Source organism: Rhizobium mesoamericanum STM3625 (assembly GCF_000312665.1).
Lineage (GTDB): Bacteria > Pseudomonadota > Alphaproteobacteria > Rhizobiales > Rhizobiaceae > Rhizobium > Rhizobium mesoamericanum.
Map to the genome: position 1 here is coordinate 955,210 of NZ_HF536772.1, position 22,503 is coordinate 977,712.

The 22,503-nt window shown below is 60.0% G+C and carries 21 protein-coding genes and 1 tRNA gene; 9 read left to right on the forward strand and 13 right to left on the reverse strand.

Annotation, left to right across the window (positions count from 1 at the left end):
• Window positions 1-117 precede the first annotated feature (117 nt).
• A complete protein-coding gene (gene irrA / locus BN77_RS04625; protein ID WP_007528975.1) occupies window positions 118-537 on the forward strand; it encodes an iron response transcriptional regulator IrrA in 420 nt (139 codons plus the stop codon).
• A 2-nt stretch (window positions 538-539) separates the two neighbouring features.
• Here the strand turns inward: irrA and BN77_RS04630 are convergent, their stop codons facing one another.
• Entirely contained in the window at window positions 540-1,175 is a 636-nt protein-coding gene (locus BN77_RS04630; protein WP_007528977.1) for a trimeric intracellular cation channel family protein, read from the reverse strand.
• 122 nt (window positions 1,176-1,297) lie between these two features.
• Between BN77_RS04630 and BN77_RS04635 the strand changes: the two genes are divergently transcribed.
• Window positions 1,298-1,780, forward strand: a complete 483-nt coding sequence (locus BN77_RS04635) for a hypothetical protein (protein WP_007528980.1) — start codon at window positions 1,298-1,300, stop codon at window positions 1,778-1,780.
• Between the two features lie 5 nt (window positions 1,781-1,785).
• Here the strand turns inward: BN77_RS04635 and BN77_RS04640 are convergent, their stop codons facing one another.
• The 4 genes from BN77_RS04640 to BN77_RS04655 all read right to left on the reverse strand — a co-directional run bounded on the left by BN77_RS04640 (window position 1,786) and on the right by BN77_RS04655 (window position 4,124).
• On the reverse strand, window positions 1,786-2,571 hold the full coding sequence (locus BN77_RS04640; RefSeq protein WP_007528981.1) for a YdcF family protein: 786 nt from the start codon (window positions 2,569-2,571) through the stop codon (window positions 1,786-1,788).
• Between the two features lie 53 nt (window positions 2,572-2,624).
• Window positions 2,625-3,347: a YoaK family protein gene (locus tag BN77_RS04645; protein WP_007528982.1), complete on the reverse strand. Its 723-nt coding sequence runs from the start codon at window positions 3,345-3,347 to the stop codon at window positions 2,625-2,627.
• A 167-nt stretch (window positions 3,348-3,514) separates the two neighbouring features.
• Window positions 3,515-3,590, reverse strand: a tRNA-Ala gene (locus BN77_RS04650).
• A 147-nt stretch (window positions 3,591-3,737) separates the two neighbouring features.
• Window positions 3,738-4,124, reverse strand: coding sequence for a TIGR02300 family protein (locus tag BN77_RS04655; RefSeq protein ID WP_007528983.1), 387 nt, complete (start codon window positions 4,122-4,124; stop codon window positions 3,738-3,740).
• Between the two features lie 239 nt (window positions 4,125-4,363).
• On the opposite strand from BN77_RS04655, the gene BN77_RS04660 reads away from it, so the two are divergent.
• From BN77_RS04660 to rpsA, 3 genes are all read left to right on the forward strand, one after another.
• Window positions 4,364-5,005 carry an FMN-binding negative transcriptional regulator gene (locus tag BN77_RS04660; protein ID WP_007528984.1) on the forward strand — a complete coding sequence of 214 codons (642 nt, stop codon included), beginning with the start codon at window positions 4,364-4,366 and terminating at the stop codon, window positions 5,003-5,005.
• 8 nt (window positions 5,006-5,013) lie between these two features.
• Window positions 5,014-5,661, forward strand: coding sequence for a (d)CMP kinase (gene cmk, locus BN77_RS04665; protein ID WP_040677564.1), 648 nt, complete (start codon window positions 5,014-5,016; stop codon window positions 5,659-5,661).
• A gap of 166 nt (window positions 5,662-5,827) precedes the next feature.
• Complete coding sequence (gene rpsA / locus BN77_RS04670) at window positions 5,828-7,531, forward strand: 30S ribosomal protein S1 (RefSeq protein WP_007528986.1); 1,704 nt, start codon at window positions 5,828-5,830, stop codon at window positions 7,529-7,531.
• 87 nt (window positions 7,532-7,618) lie between these two features.
• Here the strand turns inward: rpsA and BN77_RS04675 are convergent, their stop codons facing one another.
• The 3 genes from BN77_RS04675 to BN77_RS04685 form a co-directional block, all read right to left on the reverse strand.
• Entirely contained in the window at window positions 7,619-9,169 is a 1,551-nt protein-coding gene (locus tag BN77_RS04675) for a hypothetical protein (RefSeq protein ID WP_007528987.1), read from the reverse strand.
• A 230-nt stretch (window positions 9,170-9,399) separates the two neighbouring features.
• On the reverse strand, window positions 9,400-10,026 hold the full coding sequence (locus BN77_RS04680) for a ribonuclease D (RefSeq protein ID WP_007528988.1): 627 nt from the start codon (window positions 10,024-10,026) through the stop codon (window positions 9,400-9,402).
• Between the two features lie 73 nt (window positions 10,027-10,099).
• Window positions 10,100-10,906 (reverse strand): MerR family transcriptional regulator, encoded by an 807-nt coding sequence (locus tag BN77_RS04685; RefSeq protein WP_007528989.1) that lies wholly within the window; start codon window positions 10,904-10,906, stop codon window positions 10,100-10,102.
• A 203-nt stretch (window positions 10,907-11,109) separates the two neighbouring features.
• Between BN77_RS04685 and BN77_RS04690 the strand changes: the two genes are divergently transcribed.
• Together BN77_RS04690 and BN77_RS04695 are read left to right on the forward strand one after the other, a co-directional pair.
• A complete protein-coding gene (locus tag BN77_RS04690) occupies window positions 11,110-12,387 on the forward strand; it encodes a 4-aminobutyrate--2-oxoglutarate transaminase (protein WP_007528990.1) in 1,278 nt (425 codons plus the stop codon).
• A gap of 32 nt (window positions 12,388-12,419) precedes the next feature.
• Complete coding sequence (locus BN77_RS04695; RefSeq protein WP_007528991.1) at window positions 12,420-13,901, forward strand: NAD-dependent succinate-semialdehyde dehydrogenase; 1,482 nt, start codon at window positions 12,420-12,422, stop codon at window positions 13,899-13,901.
• An 82-nt stretch (window positions 13,902-13,983) separates the two neighbouring features.
• On the opposite strand, the gene BN77_RS04700 is transcribed toward BN77_RS04695, so the two are convergent.
• Window positions 13,984-14,406 carry a PACE efflux transporter gene (locus BN77_RS04700; protein WP_007528993.1) on the reverse strand — a complete coding sequence of 141 codons (423 nt, stop codon included), beginning with the start codon at window positions 14,404-14,406 and terminating at the stop codon, window positions 13,984-13,986.
• 117 nt (window positions 14,407-14,523) lie between these two features.
• The gene (locus tag BN77_RS04705; protein ID WP_007528996.1) at window positions 14,524-14,733 is read right to left on the reverse strand and encodes a SlyX family protein; all 210 of its coding nucleotides are present in this window, start codon (window positions 14,731-14,733) and stop codon (window positions 14,524-14,526) included.
• A 180-nt stretch (window positions 14,734-14,913) separates the two neighbouring features.
• On the opposite strand from BN77_RS04705, the gene uxaC reads away from it, so the two are divergent.
• Together uxaC and BN77_RS04715 are read left to right on the forward strand one after the other, a co-directional pair.
• Window positions 14,914-16,329, forward strand: coding sequence for a glucuronate isomerase (gene uxaC / locus BN77_RS04710; protein WP_007528998.1), 1,416 nt, complete (start codon window positions 14,914-14,916; stop codon window positions 16,327-16,329).
• Window positions 16,326-17,780, forward strand: a complete 1,455-nt coding sequence (locus BN77_RS04715; RefSeq protein WP_040676739.1) for a mannitol dehydrogenase family protein — start codon at window positions 16,326-16,328, stop codon at window positions 17,778-17,780. Before uxaC ends, BN77_RS04715 begins: the two co-directional genes overlap by 4 nt.
• Window positions 17,781-18,027: 247 nt before the next feature.
• Here BN77_RS04715 and BN77_RS04720 read toward each other — a convergent pair whose 3' ends face one another.
• The 3 genes from BN77_RS04720 to BN77_RS04730 all read right to left on the reverse strand — a co-directional run bounded on the left by BN77_RS04720 (window position 18,028) and on the right by BN77_RS04730 (window position 22,500).
• Window positions 18,028-20,478, reverse strand: a complete 2,451-nt coding sequence (locus BN77_RS04720; protein WP_007529003.1) for a GcvT family protein — start codon at window positions 20,476-20,478, stop codon at window positions 18,028-18,030.
• A 1-nt stretch (window position 20,479) separates the two neighbouring features.
• Window positions 20,480-21,355 (reverse strand): phosphotransferase, encoded by an 876-nt coding sequence (locus BN77_RS04725; protein ID WP_007529005.1) that lies wholly within the window; start codon window positions 21,353-21,355, stop codon window positions 20,480-20,482.
• 65 nt (window positions 21,356-21,420) lie between these two features.
• Complete coding sequence (locus BN77_RS04730) at window positions 21,421-22,500, reverse strand: ABC transporter ATP-binding protein (RefSeq protein WP_007529008.1); 1,080 nt, start codon at window positions 22,498-22,500, stop codon at window positions 21,421-21,423.
• Window positions 22,501-22,503 lie beyond the last annotated feature (3 nt).

Consider the following 22,503-nt stretch of genomic DNA (forward strand, 5'->3'; position numbering starts at 1 on the left):
TTTTGCGGCGCTTTCGCACTCTTTGTCCCAATTGAAACTATTGAAACGCTTTTCTGCAAAAGTTATATGGCTAATGAAACCTGATTGCTTGACGCTAGATTAACCGGAGTTTGTCGAATGGTGGCAAAGGCCCCGCTAACCATTGAGGCACGGCTGAGACATGCCGGCCTGCGTCCGACGCGTCAGCGCGTTGCACTTGGTGACCTGCTCTTTGCCAAAGGCGATCGGCATTTGACGGTTGAAGAACTCCATGAGGAGGCCGTGCAGGCGGGCGTGCCGGTGTCACTGGCGACCGTCTACAATACGCTCCACCAGTTCACCGAGGCCGGCATGATCCGCGTTCTCGCCGTCGAAAGCGCCAAGACATATTTCGACACCAACGTCTCCGACCATCACCACTTCTTCATCGAGGGCGAAAATGATGTGCTCGATATTCCGGTCAGCAATCTGACCATCGGCAACCTACCGGAGCCGCCGGAAGGTCTTGAAATCGCGCATGTCGACGTGGTGATCCGCCTGCGCGCCAAACGGCGCTGATTTCACATCACATCGTCAGGGTGCCGGCCGGGCTTGGCCTTGTACGTCGGAAACGTCCAGCCGAAGTACAGCGCACCGCCGCGCACCAGGAATGCCGCTACAACACCGACTCCAGAGGCTGCATAGAGCGGCAGATCGAGCGCATTCGCAGCTGTAAAGATGCTGCCGCCGACCAATGCCGCGGTGATGTAGATTTCCGGCCGCAACAAAACGGACGGCTCATTGGCCAAGAGATCGCGGAGAATGCCGCCGAAGGTCGCTGTCAATGTCCCGGTGACGATGCCAATCGTTGGTGAGCCGGTAGCGGCAAGGCCCTTCGCTGCGCCCATCACGCAATAGGCGGAAAGCCCGACTGCATCCAGCCAGATCAGCAAGCGATAACGCGACTCGACAAGGTGAGCGGTAAAGAACACCAGGACGCCGACGGCGCAGCAAACGACGACATAGGTCGGGTTCAGAACCCAGAATACCGGCACGCGTCCAAGAATAATGTCACGCACCGTGCCACCACCGGTTCCGGTGACGATCGCAAAGAAGAGAAAGCCGATCAGGTCGAGCTGCTTGCGCGAAGCCGCGAGCGCGCCTGTTGCCGCAAAAAGCGCAACGCCGGCGTAATCCACGTAGACGAATAGCGGCATGCGGTCCTCCAGAACCTACGTGTATCTCTCGGAAATGAATCACGGCGGCAAGGGCCGCGCAAGGCGGATCAAGCAAACTGTGTCGCTAACAGAGTCTTATCCGACCAAAAGAGAAGCCCTTCGTGAAATCGCTCCTGATCGCTTTGAACATTGCCGTGCTGCTCGTCACCCCGGTAGCGGCTTTTGGCCAGCAGTCGCTTATCTCGGACCCTGAGATTTACGAGAAGAAGCACTTTCAGGAACAGTGCAGCAAGGCCAACTTTTCAGATGGATTCGTTATCCGCCAGGACATCAACAACGACGGCCTGGTGGACGCTGTCGTCAACGAGGGCGAGCTGACTTGCGACGGCGAGAAGGGCCCGCAGTGCAATGACGACGGCTGCACCTACAATTTCTATCTGCAGGTTGCCGAGGGCGGCTACTTCATGATCGCGACCGCCCAGATCTATGGCTACGATTTCGTGAAACGCTTCGGCAACATGGTGCTGGCGATGAAAATGCACCCGCGCTTTTGTGATCGCCCGGATGCCGATAAGACGAAGGAACCCTGTATTGTTACCGCCCGTGTGCGCGGCACCAAGTTCGTGACGATCTCCAAGAAATAGGGCGTTCAGCCGGGATAAAGCTCCGATGTGCGGCCGGCAAGATAGTAGCCGACAAGCCCAAACCACTCGCGGATCGCTGTTGCGAGGTTCTGGGAGTTTCGGTTTGGCTGCGTGAAATCGAGGCCAAGGCTTTCCTGCCCCTCGGTGCGATAGTCTGTCGGCCAAGGCACGACGTCGATACCAAGCTTGCGGAAGATGCCGACCGAACGCGGCATATGATAGCCCGAGGTAATCAACAGGCAGTTCGAAAGGCCCTGGCTCGCCAAAAGCTCCTTGGTGTTCATGGCGTTTTCGAACGTCGTTCGTGACGTCGTCTCCTCGAGAAGGCGTTCCTGGCCGATACCGAACATCGGGAAGAAGCGCGCCGAAATCACAGCGTCGCCCTCATAGATTCCGGAGATCGATCCATCGCCCCCCGAAATCAGAATTCGCGCCAGCGGATATTTCTGTGCCAGACGCAGCGCTTCGACTAAGCGGTCAGCGCCGGCATTGAGCTCGACGCCGTGGCGGGCGGTATTCACTTCGTTCTCGAAAGCGCCGCCGAGCACGATCATGCACTGCAGGTCTGCCGGATCCTGTGGTTTCAAGAACCGATCCTCGAGACCCTCAAGAAGGAAGTTGCCGAGGGTCGTGTAGAGCGTGGCGAACAAGATGAGGCCTGCAATCGTGGAGGAAGCAAGGCTTGTCGCGCGCCAGCGGACAAGGCCGGCCAGCACAGCAAGCAGGACGAAGAGAAAAGCAAGGGACAAAGGTTGCCCGAACACCCAGACGAGCTTTGAAAAGAGAAACAAGGATGCGTTCCTTCAGCGGTTTGCGAGGGTTCTCTATCTGATTCGGCGGGTTTTTATTGCGACCGTGACCTCGTACGCACTGGCGAACGCGGCACAGCGTTGAACCGGCGCTGCGTGCGTTTCGGAATCAAGAGGGTCGCGAGCGCTATCAACATCGCAAAAACGGCGATCAGCCATAGTGCCGCTGCCCCGGCGATCTGGGTCAGCAGCGCCCCAACGATAGCCCCGGCCAGCATGCCGACCCAAGGCACGATCTGGATGGTCCAGTCCATTTGCTTGTCGCCGATAATCCAGCGTCCGAGACCTCGTCCGAAACGCGAGAGCGCTCCGGTCACATAGGTCAGTCCGATCGGGAGCCCCTCGATCTGCTCAACTGCCGCGTTCACCATTCCCATGGAAGCGACGATGAGATAGAAGCGCGGCATTTCCAGGCTCTGGCCGATCATGAGCGAGGCGGTTGCAAGCGCGATACTGACGCATGAAAGCACGGTGAAGGTGCGCCTGTCGGCGAAATGCGCGATCACGATACCGGCGGCATTGCCGAGCACGAAGACCATGATCGCGGAGAGCAGAACGGCTGCATGGCGCAGATCCTCATGTCCGAGTGAAAGGGCAGCACGCGTCGTGTTCCCCGTCATGAACGACACGAAGTCCCCTGTCAGCGTGAGGCCCGTCGCATCCGTCATACCAGCCAGAAAGGAGATCGCGCCCGCAAGCGTCAGGCCCGTTGCCGTTCTGCGCGTATGGATGATCCGCCGCCGTCTTTCTCGTGTCATTAAACCAAGGCTCCAGTCCGCCGAACAGGCCGATATGGAAACCATAATCGCCGTTGCTAAAAATTTGGCAAAGCATCGCCCGCAAGGCGCCGCGGCCAACTTTTCTTCAGTTGATCCTTAGGGCGGTCAATATCGCAAATCCGGATAGGCAGGATACGTCGAGGATTTGGTGGAGCTAAGCGGGATCGAACCGCTGACCTCTTGCATGCCATGCAAGCGCTCTCCCAGCTGAGCTATAGCCCCATCAAGGCGGTCCGGCGAGCCGGTCCTGGGATGCTTCGCGAAGGCTTGCCTCGCGGAGTGGCGGCTTATTACTTCCGGTTTTTGGAGATAGCAAGCCAAAAAAACGGCCCGGCGAAATTTTCTCGTCCGGGCCGATACTTAATCCGATCAGACTTCGTCTTCGTCGCCGGTCACGCCGATGATGTCGCTCATGTCGTCGTCATCGTCATCTTCGTCGGCTTCCAGGAAGGTGTCGTCGTCGTCGCCTTCGATTTCGACGTCGTCGTCGCCCATGTCAGGAATGTCGTCGCCGGATGCGCCTTCATCGGCGTCCTCGAGCGAAACCATTTCGACTTCCGTGTTTTCGGTATCGACTTCCGCCACTTCCTCTTCATCCTGGGCTTCAGCAGCTGCCGCAGCAGAAGTTTCCTCGAAGAAGGATAGGGGATAGGACTTGCCTGTATAAGGAGAAACAATCGGATCCCGGTTCAGGTCGTAGAACTTCTTGCCGGTTTCCGGATCGGTACGCTTGGTTCCAAGTTCAGCTTTCGCCACTGTAAGCCTCGTGAGAATGGCCGAATCAAGATTCGGCAAATGCCGTGAAAGCCGGCGTTCTATTCGGAATTTATAAGCCGGTCCCCATAATCGTTGCAGCACTGCATGTCAAAGCCAAATTGCACGCGTGGCTAGTGCGCGGCGGATGACCGGCGCTGCCATTTGTGATACTGAGCCGGCGATTGTTCATTTGCAGAGCAGATCGGCATCTCACCGGCTGCAGGAATGGGTGCCAAACAATGTACCAGCCGCCGCATTTTCGAGAGGAAGACTTGAGGGTCCATCATGCCTTGATCCGCGCGCATCCGCTCGGGTTGCTGATCACTGCGGGTGCCTCTGGACTGATGGCGAATTCGATTCCTTTCCATCTCGATGCCGCCTCCTCCTTGAAGGGCACGCTGCGCCTTCACCTCGCCAGGGCCAATCCGCAGTGGCGAGACATAGAGGGCGGCGCCGATGTACTGGCCGTCTTCCAGGGTGCGGATGCCTACATTACGCCCTCTTGGTACCTGACAAAGCAGGAGACCGGCAAGGTCGTGCCGACTTGGAACTACGCGATCGTGCAGGTCAGGGGCAGGGCGCGCGTTATCGACGATGCGGACTGGTTGCTTCGGCAGATCAACGCGATCACCACGCAGCAGGAAGGGCCACGTGACAGGCCCTGGGCGGTCGGCGACGCGCCCGATGATTTTATCCGCGCGCAGCTGAAAGGCATCATCGGCGTCGAAATCGAGATCGCCGCGATCGAGGGCAAATGGAAGGTAAGCCAAAACCGACCGGTTGCCGATCGCGAAGGTGTTGCTGCCGGCCTCGGCGAAGAGGCCGGGCAGGCGGAGATGGTCGATCTCGTCCGCCGCTACGGCGGGCTGACGGAGAAATGAACGCACAGATGACATCCACGCACTTTACGATTGCCATCGATGGACCGGCCGCAGCCGGCAAAGGTACACTCTCGCGCCGCATCGCGGAGACCTACGGATTTCATCACCTCGATACAGGACTCACCTATCGCGCCACAGCAAAGGCCTTGCTCGACGCTGGCCTGACGCTCGACGACGAGGCGGTGGCAGAAAAGATGGCCCGCCAGGTTGAATTGGTCGGTCTCGATCGCAATATTCTCTCGAAACACGAGATAGGCGAGGCAGCCTCTAAGATCGCAGTAATGCCTGCAGTGCGGCGTGCACTGGTGGAGGCTCAGCGGCGGTTTTCAAAAAAGGCGCCCGGAACGGTGCTCGACGGCCGTGACATTGGCACCGTCGTCTGCCCGGCTGCGCCGGTGAAGCTCTATGTAACGGCAAGTCCCGAGGTTCGGGCGAAGCGTCGCTACGACGAAATAAGAGGCAAGGGAGGAGTTGCCGATTTCGATGCCATTTTCGACGACGTCAAGCGCCGCGATGAACGCGATATGGGACGGGCCGACAGCCCTTTGAAACCAGCCGAAGACGCGCACTTGCTTGATACGTCGGAAATGAGTATAGAGGCCGCGTTTCAGGCTGCGAAATCGATCATCGATGCAGCTTTGATCCGAAATACCTAATTCGAGCGATTTGCCCAAGCTTTGCCTGGGTCGCCTTCGAAGACTAAGCCTGAAATTCCGTCCAAGCGCCGGATTGCTTCCCGACAGGAAGCGGACTGGGTTCAGGCCCGTTCAACACGAACAAACCGGCGCATACGTATCCGGATTCGGATATGCAGGAGATTTCATGTCAGTAGCTACTCCCTCTCGCGAAGATTTCGCGGCCCTTCTCGAAGAGTCCTTTGCCAAGCACGACCTGGCTGAAGGCTATGTCACCAAGGGCATCGTAACGGCAATCGAGAAGGACTCTGCCGTTGTCGACGTCGGCCTTAAGGTCGAAGGTCGCATCCTACTCAAGGAATTCGGCGCCAAGGCCAAGGACGGCTCGCTCAAGGTCGGCGACGAAGTCGAAGTTTACGTTGAGCGCATCGAAAACGCTCTCGGCGAAGCAGTTCTGTCGCGCGAGAAAGCTCGCCGCGAAGAAAGCTGGATCAAGCTCGAAGCCAAGTTCGAAGCTGGCGAGCGCGTTGAAGGCGTTATCTTCAACCAGGTCAAGGGCGGCTTTACGGTCGATCTCGACGGCGCGATCGCCTTCCTGCCGCGTTCGCAGGTCGACATCCGCCCGATCCGCGACGTCACTCCGCTGATGCACAACCCGCAGCCCTTCGAAATCCTCAAGATGGACAAGCGCCGCGGCAACATCGTCGTATCGCGCCGTACGGTTCTCGAAGAATCCCGTGCCGAGCAGCGTTCTGAAATCGTTCAGAACCTCGAAGAAGGTCAGGTTGTTGACGGCGTCGTCAAGAACATCACCGATTACGGTGCGTTCGTTGATCTCGGCGGCATCGACGGCCTGCTGCACGTCACCGATATGGCATGGCGCCGTGTGAACCATCCGTCGGAAATCCTGTCCATTGGCCAGCAGGTCAAGGTTCAGATCATCCGCATCAATCAGGAGACCCACCGCATCTCGCTCGGCATGAAGCAGCTCGAGTCGGATCCGTGGGACGGCATCCAGGCCAAGTATCCGGAAGGCAAAAAGATTTCCGGTACCGTCACGAACATCACCGACTACGGTGCATTCGTCGAGCTGGAGCCGGGCATCGAAGGCCTGATCCACATCTCGGAAATGTCCTGGACCAAGAAGAACGTACACCCCGGCAAGATCCTGTCCACGAGCCAGGAAGTCGAAGTCGTCGTTCTCGAAGTTGATCCGTCCAAGCGCCGTATTTCGCTCGGCCTCAAGCAAACGCTGGAAAATCCGTGGGCAGCATTCGCTCGCAACCATCCGGCCGGCACTGAAGTCGAAGGCGAAGTCAAGAACAAGACCGAATTCGGCCTCTTCATCGGCCTTGACGGCGACGTTGACGGCATGGTGCACCTCTCCGACCTCGACTGGAATCGTCCGGGCGAACAGGTCATCGAAGAGTTCAACAAGGGTGACGTCGTTAAGGCCGTCGTTCTCGATGTAGACGTTGAAAAGGAGCGCATCTCGCTCGGCATCAAGCAGCTCGGCAAGGACTCGGTTGGCGAAGCAGCAGCTTCCGGCGACCTGCGCAAGAATGCAGTCGTTTCCTGCGAAGTTATCGCAGTCAACGATGGCGGTATCGAAGTGAAGCTCGTCGATCACGAAGACATCACCTCGTTCATTCGCCGCGCAGACCTTTCGCGCGATCGCGACGAGCAGCGTCCGGAACGCTTCTCGGTTGGCCAGGTTGTTGACGCCCGCGTCACCAACTTCTCCAAGAAGGACCGCAAGATCATGCTGTCCATCAAGGCTCTTGAAATCGCAGAAGAGAAGGAAGCTGTCGCCCAGTTCGGTTCGTCCGATAGCGGCGCTTCGCTCGGCGACATTCTTGGCGCGGCTCTGAAGAATCGCGGCGGTGAATAATCGCCAGCCTCAGGCTTGAGGACTACGAACCCGCTGGAGCGATCCGGCGGGTTTTTGCATTTCCATGGGCGGTGTGAGGGTGGCGGTCTATTCCCAGTCGACCTTGCGCCGGTAGAGCGAATAGGCGTCGTCGACACTCGTAGCCATAGGCAGCGGCGGTGCAGGCCGGTGAGGCGGTGTCACCTCCTTGATCTGACTTTCTCGGGTGGCCGGGGTCTCTGCGGCTTCGTCGTCGATCCCAAGAGGTATTTTGTCCTCCTTCGACGGCTCGCCTTGCTGCTCCGCGTCTTCCTCCGACGGCTCGCCGCCATTGTGATCCTCGCGGTACATCTCGCGGGCGCCGCTATCGTCGGCCTCGTCCTTTGAGAATTCGTAAGGCTGTATCGCGTAAGGAACGCCCTCGACAATTTTCATCAGCACCGGCACATAGGTTTCGTCGATGGCCTGCTGCACGATCAGAGGTATTTCAACTTCCGGAGCCGGATGTTTCTTGGCGGTCGCGAAAATTGCTTCGCCTTCCAGCTGTTCCGCGACGAGCGGCGACTGGCGTGCCATGCCTTCCGACACGGGCAGCGCACGATCCGGCAGCGCAGTCACCTCCTCCGGTAGATTGGTGAGGATCGCCTCATCGAGGATGATGTCGATTTCGACTGCCGGATCTGGTTCGGCTGCCTCGAACAGTGCTTCCGTTTCCTGATCCTGAATGATTGTCACGATCAGTTTCGTTGTGTCGTCCGACAGGGATGCAGGTATCGCCGCCCAACTTTTCGGAATGATGGGATCGCCCTTGGCTGCTGCCCCTTGCATGTCCGCCTGCGGGGTTTCGTGGACGGCGGCCTCGACCTTTTCCTCGGACGCCACGCTCTCCAGCAAGACTTCGCCGAACTTGGGGAACGTTTCATCGCCAGCCGCCTCGACAGCCGATTCTGCGATCGGCTTGTCGGCTGAGATAGATTGTTCGACGAGTTGCAGGGGCCCTTCGTCCCCGTTGAGATACGCGGCAACGAGTGCGGTTTGTGGCCGCAAAGCTCCAGGCTCCTGCTTCGTCTCAACCGGAGCCCGCGCCGCGCTCGCAAGATTGTCCCGATGAATGCTGATTTCGGTTCGCTGCTCCTGGCGCAGCGGCGAGGCATCGTTCTGGCCGTAGGAACTGACCACGGCGCGTGCCGTCAGATCTCGGTCCTTATAGCGAATGGTTTCGAGATAGGTGGTTATGCGGGCCGCTTCCGGTCCAGCCGGGTTCCGCAGCGCCTCGGCCAGCAGGCGAAGCGGAACTGCATGGCCTTGCATTGCAAGCTGGCGCTCTACCTGTTCGATGTTTGCCGGCTGCAACTTTTGAATGGCGGCCGCTAGGCGGGAGGCAAACGCGAGATCGGCTTCGTCTTCCTCCGGCGGGATTGAAAGCGCCTCACTGGTCGCATTGAGCACATCAAGAAGGGCATCGACCATGCGTGCACGCACGGCCAGCAGCAGGATATTGAGTTTGCCGGCAGCGGAGGAATTAAGATCAGCGCCTTGTATCTGGTGCACGGGAGCAACGGTGCTTGCAGCGCGCACGAGGCCGTCGGTGCTCACGGCCGCCGTCTGGCCCTGGGAAGATAAACTTGCATTTGACGCTGCACGAACCGGAGTCAACATGTCATGCTCCTTCTTTCGTAAAGTGCGATGAAAGCAGGTTACCAGAAGGCCGCGCTCATCCGGCCTGTCGCATTCCCCGGCAGTTCCTTGCTGCGCGATGACGCTCCATTGCGCCGTCGAATGCATAAAAATTGGTAAAGAATGTAACGAAGGGGCGGTTAACGAATTGCTAATGGCCGGTGCGAGCCTGGGCCGCACCCGGTCTTATCTGTCCAAAATCCAGAAATGTCTCAGCTATGCGCGAAGATGTCAGCTTCTTCCCACCCGAGCAGGTCGAGCTTGGCGCGTGTCGGAAGGAATTGGAAGCAGGCATTGGCGTGATCCATGCGGCCGTCACGCACCAGCCGTTCAGACAACTTGTCACGCAACGCATGCAAGTAGAGGACGTCGGAGGCGGCGTACTCCAGCTGGGCTTGCGACAGAGTTGATGCCGCCCAGTCGGAAGACTGCTGCGCCTTGGAAATATCGATCTCAAGCATTTCCTTGAGATTGTCCTTGAGCCCGTGCCTATCGGTATAGGTGCGGCTGAGGCGCGAGGCGATCTTTGTGCAGAAGACCGGCTGGGCGGTGACGCCGAACGTGTGGAACAGAACGGCGATGTCGAAGCGGCCGTAGTGGAAGATTTTTTCCCGGGAAAGATCTGCCAGCATCGTGACCAGGTTCGGTGCGTCCTTCTGACCGGCCGCGATGCGGATTACATCGGCCGAACCGTCGCCTGGCGAGAGTTGCACGACGCACAGCCGGTCGCGGCGCGGCACGAGGCCGAGCGTTTCGGTGTCGATCGCAATGGCTCCGGTGTAGCGCGCAGCATCCGCCGCGGAAATATCACCTTCGTGGTAACGTATAGTGGCTGCCATCGATCTCGTCTCTCACTCAAACTGTCACTTGTGGCCTATAGCGTAAAGCCGGCGCGGACGATACCGCCAAGGCTCAGAATGTCGGCGGCGTATTAATCCAGATGAGAATGGTTTCGCCGTCGTGGCGGTTGCGCCAGGAATGATAGCGGCGGCTTTCGAAGTAAAGCGAATCGCCCGGCCCAAGGTCGAAGAACTGATCGGAATCGAGCACCAGTTCCAGCCGCCCGGAGAGCACGTGCATAAACTCCTCGCCGTCATGGCGATAGGCGCCTTCGCTTGCCGCACCAGGTGCGAGCACGAAACGATGGCAATCCATCATCGTGCGCCCTTCCGCCAGAAGCTGAACGGTGACACCGGGCGTCGTTTCCGGCCATGTGCGCCAGGTGCCGGCACGAACGACCGCGGGCACCTCGTTACGTTCCTCTCCAGACAGGCGCGAAACCGTGGTGCCATAATATTCGGCGAGATCGTGCAGCGTCTTGAAGCTCACCCCCTGGGACGTGCGCTCGAGCGTCGACAGAGTCGAGGCAGCAATTCCGATATCGCCAGCGACCTGATCCAGCGTCTTTCCTGCGCCATGGCGCAGGCTGCGCAGCCGCCGTCCGAGATCAGAAGAGTCTGCTGTTTCCGAGTTTTCCGACGGTTCCTCGCTTTCCAATGCCTCGCGAATGGCCGCTGGGTTGAGCCCGCGCTCGGTTCGATACCAGGCTATCTTCTTTATGCGCGCGACGTCTTCGGCGCTGTATTGCCGGTGTCCGGTATCCGAGCGGTCCGGAACGACAAGCCCCTGGCTTTCCCAAAGACGCAAAGTGGATGCGGAAACGCCTGCTGATTTTGCCGCCTCCGCCACCTTGTAGCGCACGGGCATCCCATTGTTCATAAGCCAGATATTCCCGGTTCGTTTGTCTTCTTGAGGCCGTCTCCGGCCTTCTTTGTTCAGCCGACCATCGCCGAAAACGGCCACAGTTTGAAGCGGAAAATGCCGCTTGATTTCTTGCAGGAAAAATGTAGGAGTTTTGTACATATCTTGCAGAAGTTATGCAAGATCGTTTTCATTTCATTCCAGAGCGCAGGAACGCACCGATGACCGCGACCACTCTTACAGACCGGAAAAATGCTGCCATTTCGCGCGGCGTTGGTATGACTACGCAGATCTATGCCGAACGTGCCGAAAATGCCGAAATCTGGGACAAGGAAGGTCGCCGCTATATCGATTTCGCGGCCGGCATCGCCGTTCTTAACACCGGTCATCGTCACCCGCGCGTGATCGCTGCCGTGAAAGATCAGCTCGATCACTTCACCCATACCTGCCATCAGGTCGTTCCTTACGAAAACTACGTTCATCTTGCCGAGCGCCTGAATTCGCTGACGCCCGGCAATTTCGAGAAGAAGACGATCTTCGTCACGACGGGTGCCGAAGCCGTCGAGAATGCTGTGAAGATCGCGCGTGCCGCGACCGGCCGCTCCGCCGTCATCGCGTTTGGCGGCGGCTTCCACGGCCGCACCTTCATGGGCATGGCACTGACAGGCAAAGTCGTGCCCTACAAGGTCGGTTTCGGCGCGATGCCGGGAGATGTTTTCCATGTACCGTTCCCGGTCGAACTCCATGGTGTGACGCCGGATCAGTCGCTCGCCGCGCTGAAGAAGCTGTTTGCCGCCGATGTTGATCCGCAGCGCGTTGCCGCCATCATCATCGAGCCGGTCCAGGGCGAGGGCGGTTTCTACCCGGCGCCCGTCTCCTTCATGAAGGCGCTGCGCGAGCTCTGTGACCAGCACGGCATTCTCCTGATCGCCGACGAGGTCCAGACCGGTTTTGCCCGGACCGGCAAGTTGTTCGCGATGGATCACCACGAGGTCGCGCCCGACCTGATGACGATGGCCAAGAGCCTTGCCGGAGGTTTCCCGCTCGCGGCCGTCACAGGTCGCGCAGAGATCATGGATGCGCCGGGGCCTGGCGGCCTTGGCGGCACTTATGGAGGCAATCCGCTTGGCATCGCGGCTGCTCATGCGGTTCTTGACATTATCAAGGATGAGGACCTCTGCAACCGTGCCAATCTGCTCGGCAGCCGGCTCAAACAGCGACTGGAATCGCTTCGCGAGAGGGCGCCCGAGATTGTCGATATTCGTGGCCCCGGCTTCATGAACGCCGTCGAATTCAATGACAGGACAACAAAGCTGCCGAGCGCCGAATTCGCCAACAAGGTGCGCCTGATCGCGCTCGAGAAGGGCCTGATCCTTCTGACCTGCGGCGTCCACGGAAACGTCATCCGCTTCCTCGCCCCGATCACTATCCAGGATAGCGTCTTTGGCGAAGCGCTCGACATTCTGGAAGCCTCGATCCTCGAAGCAAGCGGCAAGTAAGATGATAGCTTCATTGCCCGGAGTTGCATGACATGGCATTCACGACTGCACTGACAAAACACGTTCCGTTTTCCTCACCCTTCCTGCGCGACGCCGGTTACATCAACGGTATCTGGACAGCCGGCGGCGCAACCAAGACCTTCGACGTCCTCAATCCTGCTACCGGTGAGGTTCTTGCCTCCTTGCCGGACATGGGCGCTGCCGAAGCGCGCGAAGCAATCGATGCCGCCTATGCCGTGCAGCCGGCATGGGCGGCCCTTCCCGCCAAGGAACGCGCCGGAATCCTGCGTAAGTGGTTCGATCTGATGGTCGCCCATGCCGACGAGTTGGCGGCAATCCTCACGGCTGAAATGGGCAAACCCTTCGCGGAGGCCCGCGGCGAGATCCTTTACGCCGCTGCCTATGTCGAATGGTATGCGGAGGAAGCCAAGCGAATCTACGGCGAAACGATCCCCGCGCCCTCGAACGACAAGCGCATGATGGTCATTAAGCAGCCTGTCGGAGTCGTTGGCACCATCACGCCCTGGAATTTCCCGGCCGCGATGATCACCCGCAAGATCGCTCCGGCGCTCGCAGTTGGTTGCACCGTCGTTTCCAAGCCGGCCGAACAAACGCCGTTGTCGGCGCTGGCGCTTGCCGTTCTTGCCGAGCAGGCTGGCATTCCGGCCGGCGTCTTTAACGTGATCGTCGGCGCAGACGGCCCGGCGATTGGCAAGGAACTCTGCGGCAACGAGAAGGTACGCAAGATCAGTTTCACCGGCTCGACGGAGGTTGGCCGCATCCTGATGCGCCAGTGCGCCGATCAGATCAAGAAGATCAGCCTCGAACTCGGCGGCAATGCGCCCTTCATCGTCTTCGACGATGCTGATCTGGATGCGGCGGTTGAGGGTGCCCTGGCGTCAAAGTATCGCAATGCCGGTCAGACCTGTGTCTGCGCCAACCGCCTCTACGTGCAGGCCGGTGTCTATGACGCGTTTGCTGCCAAGCTTGCCGCCAAGGTCGAAACAATGGCGGTCGGCGACGGCTTCAAGGCCGGCGTGACCATCGGCCCGCTGATCGATGAGCAGGGGTTGGCGAAGGTCGAAAGCCACGTTGCAGATGCGGTGTCGAAGGGCGCCGGCATCCTGACGGGCGGCAAACGGATCGAGGGTGCCGGCACCTTCTTTACGCCGACTGTGCTGACCGGCGTCACCCGTGAGATGACAGTCGCTCGTGAGGAGACGTTCGGTCCCGTTGCTCCGCTCTTCCGCTTCGAGACGGTCGACGACGTTATAGCTCAGGCCAACGACACCGAGTTCGGTCTCGCCGCCTATTTCTTCGCCGCCGATCTGAAGAAGATCTGGCGCGTTGCCGAGGCGCTGGAATACGGCATGGTCGGCATCAACACCGGCCTTATGTCGGCGGAAACGGCGCCATTCGGCGGTATCAAACAATCCGGCCTCGGCCGCGAGGGATCGCGTCACGGCGCCGACGACTATCTCGAAATGAAATATCTCTGCATGGGCAACCTCTAGGTGCTAGATTGCCCACGCTGCAAAAGCGCAAGGGGGCCCTATCGGTGGTCCCCTTTTTCTTTCGGCTCCAAAAAGCTTACCTTTACGCAGCCGGCTGCCAATCCGGCAGTAGGCGGTCATAGGCCCAGTTGAAGACGAAGGCGTAGACCATGTAGAAAAGCGCGAAGGATACGTCCATCATCAGTGCTTGAGGGATACTGATCCCAAGGTACCATGCAATCACTGGCAATAGCGCCAACAATAATCCGATCTCGAATATTACCGCATGCAACACTCGGATTGCAGCACTCTTCTGCGTGCCGCCAGTCAGGCGTCGCATCAGGTGGTCGAAGCCGAGATTGTAGATGTAGTTCCAAACCGTCGCCACGGTCGCGCCGACAAGGCCGATCACGCCGATGTCGGCCACTGGCATACCGAAGCCGACCGCCCCGAGCGGCGTGACCAGCGCTAATCCGATGAGTTCGAAGCTAATGGCGTGGCGGATACGGTCTGCGGCTTTCCGCATAGTTGCCCCCATTGGGAATGTTCGGGTCGTCCCGAGTTGATGCCCATGGTGGGGGAGGTCGTCCTCACGCCCCTGTAATAGGTATTCTGGCGGCCAATAACAAGGGTGGAGCTTTGCTTAGTAGTGCGGCGGCCGCGTAACAGGCGGCGCCTCCAGCGATTGCTCCTCGAGCGACAGAAACCGCTCTGTCAACCTGTCGAGCTTGGCGCGCGTTTGCTCCACGACCTTCCATTGTTCGGCAAGTTGATCGGACAACTCCTCGATCGTCTGCGCCTGGTGAGCGACGATCTCCTCGAGTTTCGTGACGCGGCTTGTCTCTTCGGACATGCAACCTCCTTGCCGCAAGCGGCCATTTTCATCCGCATCTCAAAAGCGGAAATAGTCCGCGCCGTCAATCGTTTCTAGGGTTGAACGGAGCGATGCGCAAAAGCGAACCGTTTGGTTACCCAAAGCCCTTGCCGCGTTCCGTCTTGTGGGGTAGGCCGGTAGCTCTCAGGAGGAATTCTCATGGATGTTGGAAACGGCTTTCTTCATCCGGACCGGCTCTTTCCGGCCGATCCGGCAACACGGGCGATCGCGCGGGAGCTTTACGAGACGGTTCGCGCGCTGCCGATCGTAAGCCCGCACGGGCACACCGAGCCGTCATGGTTTGCCGACGACGAGCCGTTCGAGGATGCGTCCTCGCTGCTCGTCATTCCGGATCACTATCTCTTCCGCATGTTGCATAGCGTCAGCGTCAAGCTCGATGATCTCGGCGTTCCTCGCCTCGACGGCAAGCCGGTCGCCAAGGGCCGCGACATCTGGCGCGCTTTCGCCGCGCAGTACCATCTCTTCCGCGGCACACCCTCCAGCCTATGGGTCGATCACGCCATGTCGGCCGTACTCGGTTGCGAAGAGCCGTTAAAGCCTGAAAACGCCGATGCGCTGTACGACCATATCAATGCTCAGCTGGCGCTGCCCGAGTTCCGACCGCGCGCCCTGCACAAGCGTTTTGGTATCGAAACAATCGCCACGACCGAAGGCGCGCTCGACCCGCTGGTGCACCACCAGAAGATGGCGCAAGACGGCTGGATCGGTCGCGTCCGCACCACCTATCGTCCGGATAGCGTCACCGACCCCGATGCCGTCGGCTTCCGCGAAAATCTCGTCCGGCTTGGCGAACTGACCGATTGCGACGTTACGAAGTGGGATGGGCTCATCGATGCCCACCGCAAGCGCCGCGCCTATTTCCGCCAGTACGGCGCGACCGCCACCGACCATGGGGTGCCAACGGCGTTCACGGCGGACCTGCCGCTTGCCGACAAGCAACGCCTGCTCGACAAGGCGCACAAGATCACGATGAGCGCTGAGGAGGCGGAACTCTTCCGCGGCCAAATGCTGACCGAAATGGCTGGGCTTTCGGCCGAAGACGGCATGACGATGCAGATCCATGCCGGCTCGCGCCGCAACACCGATCGCGAACTGTTCCGAACCCGCGGTCCGAACATGGGTGCGGATATTCCTACGCCGACCGATTGGGTAGGCGGCCTTTCTGCCATGCTCGCAAAATACGGCCATGCACCGGGATTGCGCGTGCTCCTGTTCACGCTCGACGAGACGACCTATGCTCGCGAGCTGGCGCCGATGGCCGGCCATTGGCCATGCCTGATGATTGGCCCGCCCTGGTGGTTCCATGACAGCCCGAACGGCATTCGCCGCTATCTCGACCAAGTGGTGGAGACGGCCGGCTTCGCCAATCTGGCGGGCTTCAACGACGATACACGGGCGCTTCTGTCGATTCCGGCGCGCCATGATGTCTGGCGCCGCGAGGTTTGCCGTTTCCTGGCGCAGTTTGTGACGGAACACCGCATGACACGCCAGGAAGCCGAGATCGTCGCCGGCGAACTCTCCTACGGAAACGCGAAGAAGGCATACAAGCTGTGACCGCACGTCTGATGAACCTATCCGGCCTCGCGCCGACCGCCAAGCTTCCCGGCTACGATCGCAAGGAATTGAAGTCGGGCATCCTGCATCTCGGTCCTGGCGCGTTCTTTCGCGCCCACTTCGCCCCCTTCACCGATGCGGCAATTGCAGCAGCCGGTGGCGATTGGGGCATCGAGGTCGCGAGCCTGCGAACGGCCGAGGTCGCCGATCACTTGAACGAGCAGAACGGCCTCTACACGATGCTCATTCGCGATACGTCGGGCACGACCGCGCATGTCATCGGTCCGATCCTTCGCGCCCATGTTGCGACCCGCAATCCCGGCGATCTGCTTACAAGGCTGGAGGATCCTGCCATTCGCATCGTCAGTCTGACAGTGACGGAGAAGGCCTATGGCTTCGATTCCGCCACCGGAGGGCTCGACCTGAAGCACCCCGACATTGCCGCCGACCTTGTCAACCGACATGCACCCCGCGGCGTCATCGGCTATCTCGTCGAAGGTCTTGCGCGCCGCCGCGCCAAGAGTATCGCGCCATTCACGCCGCTCAGTTGCGACAATCTGCCCAGCAACGGCGCCGTGTTGAAGCGACTCGTGCTCGAGTTTGCCGGTCGCATCGATCCGCAACTGAGACACTGGATCGAGGAGAAGGTGCCGTTCCCATCGACCATGGTCGATCGCATTACGCCGGCAAGCACGCAGGCCACCTATCGCGATGCCGAACGGCTGACGGGCAGACAGGATCTGGCGGCGATCGAGACCGAGCCCTTCACGCAGTGGGTGATCGAGGATCACTTCGCCAACGGCCGCCCGGAATGGGAAAAGGCAGGTGCCTTGATGGTCCAGGAAGTATCGGCTTACGAAAAGATGAAGTTGCGTATGCTCAACGGCGCACATTCGCTGCTCGCCTATCTCGGGTATATCGCCGGCTACGAGTTCGTTCGCGACGTCATGGATGATCCCGGCCTGGCGGCTCTGGCACGCCGCCATATGAATGCAGCCGCCGCCACGCTCGATCCCGTTTCCGGCATCGACCTCGAAGCCTATGCCGACGAGTTGATCGCACGTTTTGCAAACAAGGCGATCGCCCACCGCACCTATCAGATTGCCATGGATGGCACGCAGAAACTACCGCAGCGCCTTCTGGAGCCGGCGACGGAGGCGCTGGAGCATGGCGCGAGGGCTGAGACCTACGCGGTCGCGGTGGCCGCGTGGATGCGCTACGCCCTTGGCGTTGACAGGAACGGCGAACGCTACGAATTGCGCGATCCCCGCGCGGCGGAAATTGCCGCATTATTGGCCAACGTGCCGCGCAACGGCGGCGCCGTGTCGAAAGCGCTGTTAGGACTACCGGGCCTCTTCCCGGCGGCGCTGACCGGCAACGTCGCCTGGACGGAGGATGTGGCGAACAAGCTGGAAATCCTGATTCAGGATAATAAGCTGCCGCTCTTTTGAAGGGCAATGAGATGGGCGCGCTCGCCCCGGCACGGAATTTCCGTGCCGGTTGTTCGGCGCCCTCACATCTGAGATGAGGACCTCTGGCGCCGGCCTACGCTGCCATCCCTGCTCGACACAGGGACCCAGCGGCCCAGGTCCTTGGGCGCGCGGGGGTCCCGCCCGATTGTCGTTCACCGCGCGGGCGCGGTGGCTGGATCCCTGCGACAAGCACAGGAATGACAACCTAACGGGCGATACGCACCTATTAGGCCTTCACCCGCGTCATTTCTGGATCGTACAAGGGCGTCAGCGAGACTCGGCAGGGCACGCGCTCGCGCGCCACGTCGAGTTCATAGCTGCCTGACAGAACGAAGTCTTGGCTCACGCCTTCCGGGTGGCGCACATAGCCATAACCGATCGGCTTTCCGACCGTGTAGCCGAAGCCGCCGCTGGAGAGCCAGCCAACGCGCTTGCCGTTGCGATAGATCGTCTCGCGGCCAAGCAGCACCACATCGGGATCGTCGGGCACGAAGCAGGCAAGCATCTTCGTGACGCCGGAGGCGAGCTGCCGTTCGATAGCCTCGCGGCCCCGAAACGGCGTGCTTTTCCTCGTCTTAACGGCCCAGCCAAGCCCGGCTTCGATGGGCGTGTGATCCGGCCCGATATCCGAACCCCAGGCGCGATAGCCCTTCTCAAGGCGGCAGCTTTCAATGGCGCGATAGCCGGCATTGGTCAGCTGCAGCGGACCGCCCGCCGCCATCAGTGCGTCATAGACCGTCGTTGCGTATTCGACCGGAACATGCAGTTCGTAGCCAAGTTCCCCGACATAGGTTATTCGCAACGCCCGTACCGGGCAGCCGGCGATACCGACGGTGTTGATGCGGCTAAACGGGAATGCGGCGTTGGAAACATCGCTGTTTGTCACCTTCTCCAGCACTGCGCGCGCGTTCGGTCCCATCAGCGAAAGGACGGAATAGGCAGAGGTGACGTCGACGAGCTCCGCGTGCATCCCATCTGGAATATTGCGTGCGATCCAATCGAAGTCATGCGTCGCGAAGCCGGTGCCGGTCACGATGTAATACTCGTCGCTGGCGACGCGAGCGCAAGTGAGATCGCACTCGATACCACCCTTGTCGTTCAGCATCTGCGTGTAGACGAGCGAGCCGATCGGCTTTGTCACATCGTTGGAGGCAATCCATGACAGCGCAGCCTCGGCATCGCGTCCCTTCAACACGAATTTGGCGAAGGACGTCTGATCGAAGATCACGGCGGCCTCACGCACTGCTTTGTGCTCGCGACCGACGGCATCAAACCAGTTCTGACGGCGGTACGTGTAGATATCCTTCGGCTCCTCATTGGCGAAGAGATCGGCAAACCAGTTCGGTCGTTCCCATCCGAGCTTTTCGCCAAAGCAGGCGCCCTGCGCCTTCAGCCGTTCGTAGAGCGGCGATTTGCGGCATGGCCGCCCGCTCGAATACTCTTCGAAAGGAAAGGCCAGTGTGTAGTGCTTGCCGTAAGCTTCAAGCGTACGGGTGCGCACCCAGTCCGTATCGAAGTGCGGCCGACCGAACCGACGAATATCGACGGGCCAGAGATCATAGGGTGGTTCGCCCTTGGCAACCCATTCAGCCAACGCCATGCCGGCGCCGCCGCCGGACGCGATGCCGAAGGCGTTGAAGCCGGCGCCGACGAAGAAGTTCCTCAGCTCAGGTGCTTCGCCGAGAATGAAGTTGCCATCAGGCGTAAAGCTTTCCGGTCCGTTCAGCAGCTGTTTGACGCCGACGGTTTCGAGCGCTGGAACGCGGCCGAGCGCCTGCTCCATGATCTGTTCGAAATGCTCGAAATTGCTGTCGAGCAGCGTGTAATGGAAGCCCTCGGGAATACCGCCCTTAGCCCATGGGATCGGGTTCGGCTCATAGCCGCCCATGACGATGCCGCCGACCTCTTCCTTGTAGTAGGTCAACCGGTCGGGATCTCGCAGCGTCGGCAGGTTCGAGGGCACGCCGAAGGATTCGGTGATGATGTACTGGTGCTCGACGGAGATCAGCGGCACGTTGACGCCGAAGCGGGCGGCAAAGCGTCGCGTCCACTGGCCGGCGCAGACGACGACACGGTCGCACTCGATCCGCCCATGCTCGGTGAGGACAGCGCGGATCCGACCCTTGTCGATCTCTAGATCGAGAACTTCAGTATCCTCGAAGATTGAAACGCCTGACATGCGGGCGCCTTTGGCAAGCGCTTGCGTAATGTCGGACGGGTTGGCCTGGCCATCGGTCGGCAGGTAGGCGGCGCCTACGAGATCGTCGATGGTCATCAGCGGCCAGAGATCGAAGGCCTCCCGCGGTGTCAGAAGCTGCATATCGAGCCCGAATGATTGCGCGGTGGTCGCCTGCCGTTTGACCTCGGTCCAGCGTTCCTCGTTACAGGCAAGGCGCAGGCCGCCATTCATCTTCCAGCCTGTCCCAAGCCCCGTTTCGGCTTCTAGCTTCTTGTAGAGATCCACGGAGTAGCCGAGCAGCTGGGTAATGTTGGCGCTAGTGCGCAATTGGCCTACGAGACCGGCCGCATGGAAGGTCGTGCCCGAGGTCAGCTTCTTGCGCTCGAGGAGCACCGTATCGGTCCAGCCAAGCTTGCCGAGATGGTAGGCGGTCGAGCAGCCGATGATTCCGCCGCCGATGACGACCGCCTTTGCGGTCTTTGGCAATTCCTTCGTCATATTATCGATCCTGTTCAAAAGCGTCATAGGCGCGCTCGAAGCGCGCAAAATTCTCGGCCGTATAGCCGACGTAATCGAAGTCGATGGTGGAGTGTATTTCGGATACCATGCTCCACAGCGTTTCGCGAAGCAGCGACGCGCACTTCATGGCCCGATAGCGGTGCCAGAGATCCGAACTCAGTGGCATCCGGTAGTATGTTTCGAGCATGAATCGCTCGGTCGGCTCGGAAAACTCACTGTTAGAGGCAAGGCCGCCCAGATCAAAAAGCGGCGTGTTGAACCCTGCATAGTCCCAGTCGATCAGCCACAGGCGCTTGCCGTCGTCGAGAAAGTTGGCGGCCAGCATGTCGTTGTGGCCGAACGCGATCTCGAAGGGGCCGCCCGCCGCTTCCAGCTGTTCGGCCTTGGCGAGCAGATCCGGGAAAAGCTGGCGATAGCGACTGTTGGCGGTCTCCAGATTGGCGATGTAATCGCGAATGACGTGGAACACCCAGAAGATCGCCGCCGCACCACGAAATTCGCGCGCGACGTCATGGTGGCAGGTACGCACCAGCGGAATCAGCCGCTCCAACATTTCAGGGCGTCGAATGTCCTCGGGCGTGAGTGCGGTGGACTCGATGTAGTCGAGGACCAGCACACCCGGCGCATGATGAATGACTTCAGGCGAAAGCCCCGAGGCGTGCGCAGCCTGGCTGGCGGCAAGCTCGTTCTGCCGGCTGATGTGGTGGACCGGGATATCCTCTCCAAGCCGGACAACGCGGCGCACTGCGCGATCCCGCACCAGGTAGTTTCGGTTGGTGATGCCGCCACTAATCGGAACAATTTCGATCGGACCCTGCCATATACCAAGCGCATGAATCCGATCTTCAGGCGTCACGCTCTTCCCCTTCGCAGCCCATCCTATTGAAACCATCGCTAGAGCGGGATCAGCTGTCAAGCGCGCTAGATGGTGGCGCCCGATGCATCGAAGACGTGGCACCATGCCGGGTCGAAGGAGGCCTTCACATTGGTCCCGGGCTGCACCTTCTGCTGTCCGTCGAGGGCGATCGTCAGCTGCTGTCGGTCTGGGGTCGTTGCGTAGAGCATCGTGGCGCCGCCGAGGTTTTCGACCAAGTCGACATTGACGGTGGCAAGCGTGATCCCGCTATTTTCAAGTACAGCAAGATGTTCCGGACGGATGCCGAAGGTCACGGTCTGGCCGGCTTCGGCCTTCAGCCCCCGCGGCAGGCGAACGCGGTTGCCGCAAACGTTGATGGTGGTCTCGGCTTCGCCGACCTGCTCGATGCGCGCCTGCAGGAAGTTCATCTTCGGGCTGCCAATAAAGCCTGCCACGAAGCGGTTGGCCGGATTATTGTAGAGGTCGAGCGGCGCGCCGACCTGTTCGATGCGGCCGGAGTTCAGCACCACGATCTTGTCGGCCATGGTCATGGCCTCCACCTGGTCATGGGTGACGTAGATCATCGTGTTGCCGAGGCTGCGGTGCAGCCGGGAAATCTCGACGCGCATCTGCACGCGTAGTTCCGCGTCGAGGTTGGAGAGCGGCTCGTCGAACAGGAAGATGCGCGGCTCGCGCACGATCGCGCGACCGATCGCGACGCGCTGGCGCTGGCCACCGGAGAGCGCCTTCGGCTTGCGCTCCAGCAACTTTTCGATCTGCAGGATTTCGGCGGCGCGCTTCACCTTCGGCTGGATCTCGGCCTTCTTATAACCGGCGGTCTCAAGCCCGAAGGCAAGGTTCTTGTATACGGACATATGCGGATATAGCGCGTAGGATTGGAAGACCATCGCGATACCGCGCTTGGCCGGCGCTACCTCGTTCATTCGTTCGTTGTCGAGCAGAAGCGCGCCACCGGTGATCTCTTCGAGACCCGCAATCATGCGCAGCAGTGTGGATTTGCCGCAGCCCGACGGGCCGACAAAGACCGCGAACTCGCCGGGATCAATCTTCAGGTCTATGCCGTGGATGACGTCCAGGGCGCCGTAGCGCTTTTCGACCTTCTGGAGAACGACGCTTGTTGCCATGAT

Excerpts from the sequence above, each read along its gene's own strand:
- BN77_RS04730 (WP_007529008.1), bottom strand. The coding sequence starts at position 22,500 with ATGGCAACAAGCGTCGTTCTCCAGAAGGTCGAAAAGCGCTACGGCGCC.
- BN77_RS04720 (WP_007529003.1), bottom strand. The coding sequence starts at position 20,478 with ATGACGAAGGAATTGCCAAAGACCGCAAAGGCGGTCGTCATCGGCGGC.
- BN77_RS04680 (WP_007528988.1), bottom strand. The coding sequence starts at position 10,026 with ATGGCAGCCACTATACGTTACCACGAAGGTGATATTTCCGCGGCGGAT.
- rpsA (WP_007528986.1), top strand. The coding sequence starts at position 5,828 with ATGTCAGTAGCTACTCCCTCTCGCGAAGATTTCGCGGCCCTTCTCGAA.
- BN77_RS04695 (WP_007528991.1), top strand. The coding sequence starts at position 12,420 with ATGGCATTCACGACTGCACTGACAAAACACGTTCCGTTTTCCTCACCC.
- irrA (WP_007528975.1), top strand. The coding sequence starts at position 118 with ATGGTGGCAAAGGCCCCGCTAACCATTGAGGCACGGCTGAGACATGCC.
- uxaC (WP_007528998.1), top strand. The coding sequence starts at position 14,914 with ATGGATGTTGGAAACGGCTTTCTTCATCCGGACCGGCTCTTTCCGGCC.
- BN77_RS04645 (WP_007528982.1), bottom strand. The coding sequence starts at position 3,347 with ATGACACGAGAAAGACGGCGGCGGATCATCCATACGCGCAGAACGGCA.
- BN77_RS04675 (WP_007528987.1), bottom strand. The coding sequence starts at position 9,169 with ATGTTGACTCCGGTTCGTGCAGCGTCAAATGCAAGTTTATCTTCCCAG.
- cmk (WP_040677564.1), top strand. The coding sequence starts at position 5,014 with ATGACATCCACGCACTTTACGATTGCCATCGATGGACCGGCCGCAGCC.
- BN77_RS04705 (WP_007528996.1), bottom strand. The coding sequence starts at position 14,733 with ATGTCCGAAGAGACAAGCCGCGTCACGAAACTCGAGGAGATCGTCGCT.
- BN77_RS04700 (WP_007528993.1), bottom strand. The coding sequence starts at position 14,406 with ATGCGGAAAGCCGCAGACCGTATCCGCCACGCCATTAGCTTCGAACTC.
- BN77_RS04660 (WP_007528984.1), top strand. The coding sequence starts at position 4,364 with ATGTACCAGCCGCCGCATTTTCGAGAGGAAGACTTGAGGGTCCATCAT.
- BN77_RS04690 (WP_007528990.1), top strand. The coding sequence starts at position 11,110 with ATGACCGCGACCACTCTTACAGACCGGAAAAATGCTGCCATTTCGCGC.
- BN77_RS04685 (WP_007528989.1), bottom strand. The coding sequence starts at position 10,906 with ATGAACAATGGGATGCCCGTGCGCTACAAGGTGGCGGAGGCGGCAAAA.
- BN77_RS04630 (WP_007528977.1), bottom strand. The coding sequence starts at position 1,175 with ATGCCGCTATTCGTCTACGTGGATTACGCCGGCGTTGCGCTTTTTGCG.